Origin of the sequence: Roseivirga seohaensis (genome assembly GCF_001592945.1) — a bacterium.
Taxonomy (GTDB): Bacteria; Bacteroidota; Bacteroidia; order Cytophagales; family Cyclobacteriaceae; genus Roseivirga; species Roseivirga seohaensis.
Genome location: NZ_LRPB01000002.1, coordinates 1 through 11,350 on the forward strand (window position 1 = coordinate 1; position 11,350 = coordinate 11,350).

Annotated in this window: 12 protein-coding genes; 7 read left to right on the plus strand and 5 right to left on the minus strand. The window is 40.0% G+C overall.

Annotated elements, in window-relative coordinates; translation table 11 throughout:
• Positions 1–41: 41 nt before the first annotated feature.
• Positions 42–563: a DUF4924 family protein gene (locus tag AWW67_RS01045; protein ID WP_062299612.1), complete on the minus strand. Its 522-nt coding sequence runs from the start codon at positions 561–563 to the stop codon at positions 42–44.
• Positions 564–637: 74 nt separating this feature from the next.
• Here AWW67_RS01045 and lepA point away from each other — a divergent pair, with 74 nt between their 5' ends.
• The 7 genes from lepA (at position 638) to AWW67_RS01080 (ending at position 8,117) form a co-directional block, all read left to right on the plus strand.
• Complete coding sequence (gene lepA, locus AWW67_RS01050) at positions 638–2,425, plus strand: translation elongation factor 4 (RefSeq protein ID WP_062299614.1); 1,788 nt, start codon at positions 638–640, stop codon at positions 2,423–2,425.
• 10 nt (positions 2,426–2,435) lie between these two features.
• Positions 2,436–3,317: a bifunctional methylenetetrahydrofolate dehydrogenase/methenyltetrahydrofolate cyclohydrolase FolD gene (gene folD / locus AWW67_RS01055; RefSeq protein ID WP_062299616.1), complete on the plus strand. Its 882-nt coding sequence runs from the start codon at positions 2,436–2,438 to the stop codon at positions 3,315–3,317.
• A 94-nt stretch (positions 3,318–3,411) separates the two neighbouring features.
• On the plus strand, positions 3,412–4,029 hold the full coding sequence (locus AWW67_RS01060) for a 7-carboxy-7-deazaguanine synthase QueE (RefSeq protein ID WP_062299618.1): 618 nt from the start codon (positions 3,412–3,414) through the stop codon (positions 4,027–4,029).
• 9 nt (positions 4,030–4,038) lie between these two features.
• The gene (locus AWW67_RS01065; protein ID WP_062299620.1) at positions 4,039–5,916 is read left to right on the plus strand and encodes an OmpA family protein; all 1,878 of its coding nucleotides are present in this window, start codon (positions 4,039–4,041) and stop codon (positions 5,914–5,916) included.
• Positions 5,917–5,997: 81 nt separating this feature from the next.
• On the plus strand, positions 5,998–7,212 hold the full coding sequence (locus tag AWW67_RS01070) for an NAD(P)-dependent oxidoreductase (protein ID WP_062299621.1): 1,215 nt from the start codon (positions 5,998–6,000) through the stop codon (positions 7,210–7,212).
• Positions 7,202–7,867: a deoxyribose-phosphate aldolase gene (deoC, locus tag AWW67_RS01075; protein ID WP_062299623.1), complete on the plus strand. Its 666-nt coding sequence runs from the start codon at positions 7,202–7,204 to the stop codon at positions 7,865–7,867. The genes AWW67_RS01070 and deoC overlap by 11 nt, the downstream gene beginning before the upstream one ends.
• Positions 7,848–8,117, plus strand: coding sequence for an acylphosphatase (locus AWW67_RS01080; RefSeq protein ID WP_062299624.1), 270 nt, complete (start codon positions 7,848–7,850; stop codon positions 8,115–8,117). Before deoC ends, AWW67_RS01080 begins: the two co-directional genes overlap by 20 nt.
• Before the next feature lie 120 nt (positions 8,118–8,237).
• Here the strand turns inward: AWW67_RS01080 and AWW67_RS01085 are convergent, their stop codons facing one another.
• The 4 genes from AWW67_RS01085 to AWW67_RS01100 all read right to left on the minus strand — a co-directional run bounded on the left by AWW67_RS01085 (position 8,238) and on the right by AWW67_RS01100 (position 11,319).
• Complete coding sequence (locus AWW67_RS01085; RefSeq protein WP_062299626.1) at positions 8,238–9,083, minus strand: hypothetical protein; 846 nt, start codon at positions 9,081–9,083, stop codon at positions 8,238–8,240.
• Entirely contained in the window at positions 9,080–9,454 is a 375-nt protein-coding gene (locus tag AWW67_RS01090; RefSeq protein ID WP_062299628.1) for a hypothetical protein, read from the minus strand. Before AWW67_RS01090 ends, AWW67_RS01085 begins: the two co-directional genes overlap by 4 nt.
• A gap of 283 nt (positions 9,455–9,737) precedes the next feature.
• A complete protein-coding gene (locus AWW67_RS01095; RefSeq protein ID WP_062299629.1) occupies positions 9,738–10,427 on the minus strand; it encodes a hypothetical protein in 690 nt (229 codons plus the stop codon).
• Positions 10,428–10,809: 382 nt separating this feature from the next.
• Positions 10,810–11,319 (minus strand): hypothetical protein, encoded by a 510-nt coding sequence (locus AWW67_RS01100; protein ID WP_071387027.1) that lies wholly within the window; start codon positions 11,317–11,319, stop codon positions 10,810–10,812.
• Between the last annotated feature and the right edge of the window lie 31 nt (positions 11,320–11,350).

Sequence of the window (11,350 nt, forward strand, 5' to 3'; positions counted from 1 at the left end):
CTGATTCCTGATTCCTGATTCCCCTCATAACTAATAACTAATCAACCCTTAACCTTCACCGATAGATACGAGAGTACATTCCCAAAGTGATCAAGCTGTGCTAAGGTGTCGTCTAGAATTTCTTTTCCATTCATTCTGGCAATCAGTAAACCCAAAATGCCATTAAGGCAAGCTTGAATGGGGTCGTTGACTAAGCCGTTAGACTCAACAATAGAAGCACGAATAGCAGGACGCGCACGATTGAAAATTGCGCGGTAGTTTTCATCATCCACCTGAAGCTGTAAACTAAGGTCAGAAAGACGTTTTACTTCATCCTGAACAAAGCTCAGATGGCCTTCGCGCTCCAGTTTTTCTTCCTTCATTTGAGCAATGATGCCATTGTACCATTCAGTCAGTTCCGCTTTTCCTTCCGCATTTAAGCTTTCTTCAGGAATATTTTTCACCACATGGTTCTCAATCTTTTGAATATCGAACTCAAAATTCCGAACCAACATTTCGGTTTGGTACATGTAAACGATGTATTCCGATAGGTTCTGTCTCTTTTTCTTGTCTGCCAATAACATAGTGCAAAATTAATGGTTATGCCCACAAAGCAAATGCATCATAATTTTCTATTTTTGCACTTCTTTTAAAAATTATGGAGAGAATCAGGAATTTCTGCATTATCGCACACATCGACCACGGTAAGAGTACTTTGGCCGATCGTCTACTTCAGTTCACTGGAACCGTTGGCGATCGCGACATGCAGAATCAGTTGTTGGACAACATGGACTTGGAACGTGAACGTGGTATTACTATCAAGAGTCACGCTATCCAAATGAAATATATGCATAAGGGTGAGGAATATACCCTCAACCTTATCGACACCCCCGGACACGTGGATTTTTCATATGAAGTATCTCGATCAATTGCTGCCTGCGAAGGCGCATTGCTTATTGTAGATGCTTCTCAGGGTGTGGAGGCGCAAACTATTTCTAACCTTTATTTGGCTTTGAATCACGACCTGGAAATTATTCCAGTGCTCAATAAAATAGATTTACCAGGTGCTATGCCTGAAGAAATGACGGATCAGGTGGTAGAACTAATCGGCTGCGACCCCGAAGACGTTATCAGAGCCAGTGGAAAAGAAGGGTTGGGTATTGAAGATATTCTAACAGCCATTTGCGAAAAAATTCCAGCGCCAAAAGGTGATCCTACAGCACCTTTGAGAGCGATGATCTTCGATTCAGTGTTCAACTCTTTTAGAGGTATCGAAGTAATTTTCCGTGTGTTTGATGGAACCATCAAAAAAGGAGATAAGATTAAATTCGTAAATACGGATAGGGTTTATAATGCCGATGAAATTGGTATTCTGAAGCTGAAACAACAACCCGAAAAAGAAATTAGCGCAGGAAACGTGGGCTACCTCATTTCTGGAATTAAAGTGGCCAAAGAGGTGAAAGTGGGTGACACCATTACACACCCAGATCGTCCAACCACTAATATTATTAAAGGTTTTGAAGATGTAAAGCCAATGGTTTTTGCAGGTATTTACCCTGTAGAAACTTCTGAATTCGAAGAATTGAGGGCTTCTATGGAGAAACTTCAATTGAATGATGCTTCCTTAGTTTGGGAGCCTGAAACATCTGCCGCTTTGGGCTTTGGCTTCCGTTGTGGTTTCTTAGGTATGCTTCACCTAGAAATTATTCAGGAAAGGCTAGAGCGTGAATTTGACATGACGGTAATTACTACCGTTCCTTCGGTTCAGTTTCATGCGGTAAGAACAGATGGATCTATTCTTAAAATTAATGCTCCGTCTGAAATGCCTGACCCTTCTTCTATTTCGCATTTAGAAGAGCCATTTATTCGCGCTCAAATTATTTCTAAGTCGGAGTATGTAGGCGGAATTATTGGCCTGTGTATGGATAAGCGTGGAATCATTAAAAACCAAGTTTACCTCACAAGCGACAGAGTAGAACTAACTTTCGAAATGCCTTTGGCCGAAATCGTTTTCGATTTCTTTGATAAGCTAAAAACCATCTCTCGTGGTTATGCATCGCTCGATTATGAGTTGATTGGCTTCCGTCAGTCTACCATGGTGAAATTAGATATTCAATTGAATGGTGAAAAAGTAGATGCACTTTCGGCCATTGTTCACCGCGATAAAGCCTACGAATGGGGAAAGAGGCTATGCGAGAAATTGCAGGAGCTTATTCCACGTCAAATGTTTGAAATCGCAATTCAGGCTTCGATTGGGACGAAAATTATTGCCAGAGAAACCGTGAAAGCTTTGCGTAAAAACGTTTTGGCGAAATGTTATGGTGGTGATATTTCGAGAAAAAGAAAATTACTCGAAAAACAGAAAAAAGGTAAGAAAAGAATGCGTCAGGTAGGTAATGTGGAAATTCCACAAGAAGCATTTATGGCGGTTCTTAAGTTAGATTAAAGCATAAACAATGGCATATCAATTATTGGATGGAAAAGGCACAGCTCAATCCATAAAAGATGAGTTGAAAAATAAAGTAGCACAGATAAAAGCTGAAGGAGGAAAAACCCCTCATTTGGCTGCTGTTTTGGTGGGTAATGATGGCGCAAGTCAAACCTATGTGAACGCCAAAGTAAAAGCCTGCGAGCAAATCGGATTTGGCTCTACCTTGATTCATCTACCTGAAGAAACTTCTGAAGTTGAGGTGTTGGCCACTGTTCAGAAATTGAATGATGACCCTGAAATTGATGGCTTTATCGTTCAAGTGCCGCTTCCTAAACAAATTGACGAGCAAAAAGTAGTGGAGGCCATTCTTCCAAATAAAGATGTAGACGGATTCCACCCAGTGAATTTGGGTAAAATGCTTTTAGGATTGCCTACACTTTTACCTGCTACGCCAAAAGGAATGATGCTTTTGTTAGAGCGCAATGGTATTGAAACTTCTGGTAAACATTGCGTGGTTATTGGTCGAAGCAATACAGTGGGTACACCAATTAGTGTTTTAATGTCGAGAAACGGCAACCCAGGAAATGCAACGGTAACTCTTTGCCACAGCCGAACCAAAAACTTAGCTGAAATTACAAAGCAAGCCGATATTCTTATCGTTGCTATTGGTAAGGAAGGTTTCGTTTCTGCCGATATGGTAAAAGAAGGTGCAACTGTAATTGATGTTGGAATCCATAGAGTTCCGTCTGATCAAACCAAGTCGGGCTTTAAGTTAAAAGGCGATGTGAAGTTTGATGAAGTAGCACCAAAGTGTGAGTTCATTACGCCTGTACCGGGTGGTGTTGGTCCAATGACGATCGCTTCATTACTCTGGAATACTTTCCTTACTTCACAGAAATTAGTTTAACCGCTTTAAAGTCATCCTGTCCCGAGAATTCGGGATGTTTCAGGATCTGTCAAATAGAACCCGCAGTTTCAACACCCTGCTTTAAAAAATTGAGATGTCAAAAACGATGAAAACCACACAGCTTCCTGTAATGGAAGCTTTTTATACCATTCAAGGAGAAGGTCATTTCTCTGGAAATTCAGCATATTTTATTCGATTGGGCGGTTGCGATGTGGGCTGCGTTTGGTGCGATGTGAAAGATTCTTGGGATGCCAGTCAATGGCCAAAAGAATCTGTGGAGGAAATCGTTGCTAATGCTTCGGTACATCCGGGGCGTTTGGCCGTAGTGACAGGCGGTGAGCCTTTGATGTACGATATGACCGACCTAACGAACCAACTTCACGCAGCAGGGTTTCAAACGAATATTGAAACTTCTGGTGCGCATCCGCTTTCAGGCAATTGGGATTGGTTGTGTTTTTCGCCCAAGAAATTTAAAGCTCCAAAAGAAGAGTTTTATGCTGCTGCCGATGAGCTCAAAGTCATTATTTTCAATAAAAGCGACTTTAAATGGGCCGAAGCACATGCTGCAAAAATGAATGAAAACAGTTTGCTGTACATGCAGCCGGAATGGGATCAGTCGGAAAAAATGCTGCCCGAAATTATTGAGTATGTAAAAAATAACCCCAAGTGGAAAATATCCTTACAAACTCATAAGTTTATGAATATACCGTAGTTTAGCTATTTGAGGTTTTTCATTACCATATCCTTTCTCTTTTGTGTTCTTCTGGCCAACGGCCAAGAAGTAGATAAACTTCATACCCGAAATAAGAAGGCGATTGAGCTTTACAAAGAGGCACAATCGCTCGATCACGTTGGCAATTACTACAAGTCATATAACCTTTTGCTCGAAGCCTTAAAGCGTGATGATAGTTTTGATGAAGCCATTTTGCTGACACATCAGATTTTGATCAAGAGGGGAGAGCTTGAAAAAGCGCTTCAGCTTTACGATGAATATGTGGAAGAGGTGGATCAACAGTTCAAAAACAGAATGCTGGCCGATGCCGCTTATGCCTTATTTTCTGAAGGAAAATATGAGCAAGCCAAAAACCTGAAAGATCAAATCGAAGGGCGTGTTTTGGGCTTAGATGCTGCATTGTTTGAAATCGTTACTTCCTCCATTGATTATGCCCTTGAAGGAAGTGCTAACCCACGAAATATTGACTTTGAAAAACTTCCAGCCCCACTCAATAATCGATCGCAACAGTATTTCCCTTCCATTACGGCTTCGGGTCTTTTGGTTTACACCGTTCGTTATAATCAGGGCAGAGGTGATGAAAACCTATTCTTTAGCCAGAGGGATGGTGAAGCTTGGAGCCAACCGCTAGAGATTTCTGAAAAAATTAATACCGATAGAAACGAAGGAACGGCCTCTATTTCGGCTGACGGAAATACTTTGGTGTACACTGGTTGCAATGCGCCAGATGGCCTTGGAAGTTGCGATTTGTACATCAGCTATAGAGAAGGAAGTGATTGGTCGAAGCCCAGAAATTTAGGGGAGGCAGTGAACACAATTCATTGGGAATCTCAGCCTTCGCTTTCTCAAGATGGCCGTGAGCTTTACTTTGTCAGTGCCCGGCCTAATGGTGAAGGCGGACAAGACATTTATAAATCAACAAAACAGAATGGGAAATGGATGGAGGCCGTGAATTTAGGGCCAAGCATCAACACTCGTTTCGATGATTGCTCTCCGTACATTCATCCCAATGGGGTTAATTTATTCTTTGCCTCACGCGGCAGATTGGGCTTTGGAGGCTATGATTTATACGAAACAGAACAGCTTGGCCAAGGCGAATGGTCGGAGCCAAGAAACTTGGGTTATCCTATCAATAACCACAGAAATCAGGTGGGTTACACCATCAGCATTGACGGCTGGGCCTATTACAGCGACAACCATTTCGATGGCTCTTCGAGCTTGTATCGGTTTAAATTGCCAGACGATTTAATTCCGAAACAGTTGGTGGATTACAAGCAAGGCTTGGTGCTCAGTGCTGCCGATAGCACTCCGCTTTTTTCTGAAATCTATGTGGCCGATATCGCTAAAGACTCCATTCGTTCACGCACTTATTCTGACTTTGAAGGTGGCCGGTTTAATTTGGTGCTGCCCAAAGTAGAAGATGCCAACCTGTATGTAAAAAAGCGAGGTTATTTGCTGTATAAAGAAGAAGTTGATGTTTTGTGGGAAAACGGGAATGAAGCCACCATTTACCTTCAGCCCATTAAGAAAGGCGAAAAGTTGATTTTAAACGATATTCTTTTCGAATTGAATAGTGCCGAACTCAGCAAAAAGGCCACTAAGGAACTGGATATTGTGGTTGATTTTCTCAAAGATAATCCCGAACTACTCATTGAAATTGGCGGCCATACCGACACTTCTGGAGAGGAAGCCTATAACTTGAACCTCTCTACCGAAAGGGCAAAATCAGTGCTTAACTACTTTGTCAATAAAGGCTTACCAAAAGAGACTTTTGTTTATAAAGGCTATGGTGAAACTATGCCGATTGAAGAAGGCATTTCTCCAAAAAACAGAAGAATCGAAGTGTCTATTCTAGACATTAAGTAGTTCAGGCTGAGTAAGCGACTTTTCGTAAAATAAGTCCGCTATTTACTATTTTGAACCTTCAGCTTATTATTAACTTTGAACATGCAAGAATTGAAAATCGGAATCATTAAAGAAGGTAAAGTGCCGGTAGACAGGCGCGTACCGGTTACTCCAACTCAAGTTGAAACGCTGTTGAATACTTATGATAATGTGACTGTACATTGTCAGCGAAGCGATATTCGTTGTTTCGAAGATTCGGAATATCAACAAGCAGGAGCCATTTTGGTGGATGATGTATCTGATTGCGATATTATTTTGGGTGTAAAAGAAGTGCCCATTAATATGTTGGCCGATGGAAAAACCCATTTCTTTTTCTCGCATACCATAAAAAAACAAGAGTATAATCGAGGCTTGCTTCAAACCATTCTTGAAAAACAAATCCGATTGGTTGACTGGGAATGCCTGACCAATCTGCAACATCAAAGGTTAATCGCTTTTGGTCGTTACGCGGGTATTGTTGGGGCTTATAACGGAATTCTGACTTACGGAAAACGCTATAACCTTTTCCACTTGCGTCCTGCCAACAAATGCTTTGATATGGAGGATATGCAGAAGGAATACAGCAAGGTAAAACTGCCAGCCATTAAAATTGCGCTTACTGGTGGTGGCCGTGTTTCTAAAGGTGCTATGGAAGTGCTTACTGGTATGAAAATCAGAAAAGTGAGTCCTGTTGAATTCTTGACCGAATACTTCAATGAGCCTGTATATACCCAACTCAATACCAGAGATTATAACCAGCGCATTGGTGGCGGTTCTTTTAGCCGAGATGAATTCTATCAGAATCCAGCGAATTACGAATCGAGCTTTGGGCAGTATGCTAAAAAGGCTGATATACTGATTGCTGGGGCTTTTTGGGACCCAAAAGCACCTGTACTTTTTACCAAGGAAGATGCCAACAGAAGCGAATTTAAGATTCGTGTAATTGCAGATATTACCTGTGATATCGAAGGTTCAATTCCTTCTACCATTCGCCCAAGTACAATTGCAGACCCTGTTTACGATTATAACCCAAGCGATAATAAAGAAGAATCTGCCTTTGCTGATGAGGGAAATATTACCGTGATGGCGGTAGATAATTTGCCTTGCGAATTGCCTAGAAATGCTTCTGAAGATTTTGGGAAGGAATTTCTCAAACACATTTTGCCAAACCTTGTGGGCGAAGATAAAGATAGAATTATTGAAAGGGCTACCATTTGTCAGAATGGTAAACTGATGCCCGATTACGCTTACCTCCAAGATTTTGTAGATGAACATTAATCATTACCTAGAGCACACCAACCTTAAGCCAACCATTACCGCAAACGACATTGATCGATTGGTGGCTGAGGCCAAAGAACACCAGTTGTTTGGGATTTGTGTTCCTCCGTTTTGGGTGAAGAAGGCCGCTAGAGAAATTGGTACTGCCGACATTCAGTTGGTAACGGTGATTGGTTTTCCTTTAGGTTACCAAATGACAGAAACCAAAGTAACCGAGATTGAAAAAGCCATTGAAAACGGTGCCAATGAACTGGATATTGTCATGAACATTTCGGCTTTTAAAACAGGCTTGCCTTGGACGAAAATAGAACTCGCCAAGTGTGCTAAAATTATCCACGAGGCCGATTGCCTGATGAAGGTGATTATTGAAACATCTTATTTGACCAATGAAGAAATTGTATTGGCCTCTAAACTCTGTGCCGATGCTGGAACCGACTTTGTAAAAACCTCTACGGGTTTTTCTAATGCTGGCGCAAAAGTAGAACACATCAAACTGATGCGTAGAAGTTTACCCTCGAACGTAGGCTTAAAAGCTTCTGGAGGCATTAAAACCTTGGCAGATGCTCAAGCCCTTATTAATGCCGGAGCCGATAGATTAGGCGTTTCCTCCGCAGTTGCCATTATGGAAGAATACTATGCAAGCCAAAAGAATTAAGGTAACAGGTAAAGTTCAAGGTGTCTATTTTCGAGCTTCAACCCAAGAGCAAGCAAAGCAACTTGGCATCAAAGGTTGGTGTAAGAATGAATCAGACGGATCTGTTTTAATTATAGCCGAGGGTTCTGAAGAAAACTTAAATGCTTTGGTGAGCTGGTGCCATCATGGCCCCTCCAATGCCAGCGTTGAAAATGTACTCGTAGAAAGTATTGTAGTGAGTGGATTTGAGGGGTTCGAAATAAAGCGATAAACTTCCTCCGCGCACTAGTCGTGGCGCCTCATTGCGCCTCTTTGAAATTCAAACTCTTTTGTCTAGCGTTGAGGTAAGCACCAGTTACCGCAGTGGGAAGTGAGTGCTAGTGGGAAATAACTAAGTAAGCCGATTAGGCTTAGAGCCTGTTATGAGCAGATTATTTAACTCCTCTTTCAGTTTGCCTATATTCTTTCTCTTGCAAGTTCTTATTAGCGTTGATTTAGAACCAAAGTAATCAAATAAGAATTTTGATTTGTTGTAGCACTTATTGTCATTTGTTATAAAGGCATGGCACAAGGAACCGTAAGCCGAATGGTTAGCATCATTTTTTAGGTTCTCAAAATTGCCTTTCTCCTTCATCGAATCTGGATAAAAGGAAATCAGATCTAGGGCTGTGTATGCGGTATAGTAGTAATCTATATATGATAACTTATCATATCGACTACCACGTAGTTCCAATCCTTTCTTCAGGAAATTTTCTAGAGAGTCAGAGAGCTTTGCCTCCCTAATCATCTTGTCTAAATCAAGTACTTTATAGTTACATATTTTCGTCACATCTATGTTGAGGTGAGGTTGAATTACGCCATCTCTAATTTGTCCATATCTGTTCGTAACAAGTTTTCTTAACCACTCGAAGAATCCCAGAACGAATCCCGAGTTGTTTTTAAGGTTAGAATGGAAAAATTCGGTTGGATCACGATTATCCAAGATGACTTTTTCTGACCCCCAATAACTTACGATACAAATGTTATTAGTCATTCGAGACAAGTGCAGAAGATCTTTTTGCAATTCGATTCTTTTACCACTACTTGTTTCACTCAGATCATCCAAGTGAGAGGAAGAATAAACCAACTGAATTTTATCTGAGTTAGCTTGGAGAAATGAATTTAATATCAAATGCGGCTCCAACTTTGGTTGTTTAAGAATCGAGTAGAGATTCCAATCTAAATAAACCCTAATCATTCATTTAGCGGTTGAGGTGGCCCTGCATTACCTATCAAATTACCTCCATGTTTCACTAGTGAAAATAGTCGTTCAACCGTCCAGCTGAGCTCGTCTTGGTTGCAATGATATTCACTAATCACTCCGTAAACACTGTAAGTTGAAATGTTAAAGCCTTCTTCAATATCGTTGTACCAAATAATGTATTTACCACAAATAGCAACTACCCAAAATCCACTACCCTCAATTCCATAAATCGGTTCTTTCCACTTGGACGGACTTACTTTAATCAACTCCCAGAAGTTCGAAAGTTCACCGTTTAGATCAAGTTCGGTTTTCTGTATCTCATTATAAAGTTCAACTTCAGATATTGGTGTCCAATCTATATTCATTGCAGTATTTGCTCATAACGTTATGTAACGCGCACTTTTATGCACGATATATTTTCAATAGTTTATTGAAAGTGCGCGTTAGCAATTATCCTATGGACATGATAACGTGGACTCCTAAGTTACATATTCAGTTTTTATCTTGTTTATTGGTGACTGTATTTTTCAGGCGGGCGTCTCGTTGCGACTCTTTGAGATTCAAACTCTTTGTCTAGCGTTGAGGCAAACGTTAGTTAAGGTGGTGTGCAAGTTAATGCTAAGGGAAATTGTACATTGCTACTTGCGGTTATTTACTCTTAAATTTCACCAATTCTGGTCTTATTACAATTGTTTCTTTTTTTCGAGGAAATCTGCCGTGTTCAAAAATCAGTTCAACACTACTGTCGTACTTTTTCAATGATTTCACATCAACATCATAAAAGTCGGAAACCACAAATGTCTTATTTTTATAACCCAATTCTGTTGGTTGAATTAATATATGTATATCAGTTTTAGAGTTTTCTGTTTCCAGAGGCAAACGTTGTCCGTTATAAAAAGTCATTACTCTAACATAAAAGTTGTCACCATATTCTGATTCAACTTGATCAAAATCCCGAAGAATTGATTCAAATTCTGAATCTGTGGTTTGTGTGATTTCTGATGTATGTTGATAAACAAAAAAATTATCAGAGATATCTAAAGTGTCTGTAAAATCCTTTTTATCAATTAATTTTCGTTCTCCACTTTTTAATCTTTCAGCAACGTTGATCTCAGAACCTGAGCTTTCAACAAAAAGATAATAGTCTGATGATTGCTGATTTGTTGGGGTTGGTTTTAATTCTTTTTCTAGTTGTTTAACTTGGTTTTGCAATTCAACAACTTGCTTTTGTTTGTCAGCAAGTTCTTCGCTCATTTTCTCTAATTCCGATGAAGTTTGCTCTGAATTACAACTTGTGATTAAAATCAATGTTAATATGAGTAATGCAATGCTTTTCATGATTGTAGTAAACATTATGTATGCGTCATCTCGGTGGTGTATGTATCTCATGTAATTTATAAAAACTTCGATATAGAATGCATATAATAATGTTTATGAAGTTGGTTGGTGGTATATTTTCAATAATCTGCTGTCAATTGCAGAATTATAAACCGTTAAAACGGTTCTGAGCGAGCAGTCCAAAACATAGCCCACGGTTTAAACCGTGGGCTATGTGTGAGAATGTTTATCTGTAATGGTTTTAACCATTTTCCGCCAGAAGGAGGTATTAAATCCTCTATGAAATTCAAAGCCCTAAGGCTGCTAAAAGCTAATGTTAGCCACTGGTTCAGTACTTAGGAATAGTAATGGATTAAATTCAGCGAAATAAAGCGATAAGTCTTTACGCGCTTTTACTCTCGTATTTTTGAATGCCTTTGTATTTGTAAATTTTAAGGCCGAAGTGTTCGTAGATACAAACCTTCATTCTGTTTTGGGCCAGTTCCAATCTTCGCTCTGGCGAATGTAAAACGGTCAATTCTAAACCTGCTAAAATAAAGTTTTTCTTAAGGCATAGTTCAGTCAAATAAGCCTGAAAGCCTGCTTTCCAGTCATCCAAATATTTGTCGTAATGGCTTCTTCCGTCAAACAGTAACTCTAACTGATTTCCTTCAGCCTGATAGCGGTAAATACCAGCTAAGTTGGTGTATAATTCATCAAAAAAGGAAAGGTCGGAGGGTTCAAAATTCTCGACTTTTTCAGAGAGGTCGTCTATCAGCCTTAAGGGATTAAACAAGTTGAAATAACCTTGCTTAATCTGAGTCACAAGTTCTACCTGAAGGCTATGCTTCATGTCTTCTTGTACCTGTTTAAGGATGTAGTTTTTGTCGAGAAGAAAAAGTCTCTGGTTCAAAGGGAGTAATTTTGACAAAAATAATACTTTT

Excerpts from the sequence above, each read along its gene's own strand:
- AWW67_RS01095 (WP_062299629.1), bottom strand. The coding sequence starts at position 10,427 with ATGAAAAGCATTGCATTACTCATATTAACATTGATTTTAATCACAAGT.
- AWW67_RS01060 (WP_062299618.1), top strand. The coding sequence starts at position 3,412 with ATGTCAAAAACGATGAAAACCACACAGCTTCCTGTAATGGAAGCTTTT.
- deoC (WP_062299623.1), top strand. The coding sequence starts at position 7,202 with ATGAACATTAATCATTACCTAGAGCACACCAACCTTAAGCCAACCATT.
- AWW67_RS01080 (WP_062299624.1), top strand. The coding sequence starts at position 7,848 with ATGCAAGCCAAAAGAATTAAGGTAACAGGTAAAGTTCAAGGTGTCTAT.
- AWW67_RS01045 (WP_062299612.1), bottom strand. The coding sequence starts at position 563 with ATGTTATTGGCAGACAAGAAAAAGAGACAGAACCTATCGGAATACATC.
- lepA (WP_062299614.1), top strand. The coding sequence starts at position 638 with ATGGAGAGAATCAGGAATTTCTGCATTATCGCACACATCGACCACGGT.
- AWW67_RS01085 (WP_062299626.1), bottom strand. The coding sequence starts at position 9,083 with ATGATTAGGGTTTATTTAGATTGGAATCTCTACTCGATTCTTAAACAA.
- AWW67_RS01070 (WP_062299621.1), top strand. The coding sequence starts at position 5,998 with ATGCAAGAATTGAAAATCGGAATCATTAAAGAAGGTAAAGTGCCGGTA.
- folD (WP_062299616.1), top strand. The coding sequence starts at position 2,436 with ATGGCATATCAATTATTGGATGGAAAAGGCACAGCTCAATCCATAAAA.
- AWW67_RS01090 (WP_062299628.1), bottom strand. The coding sequence starts at position 9,454 with ATGAATATAGATTGGACACCAATATCTGAAGTTGAACTTTATAATGAG.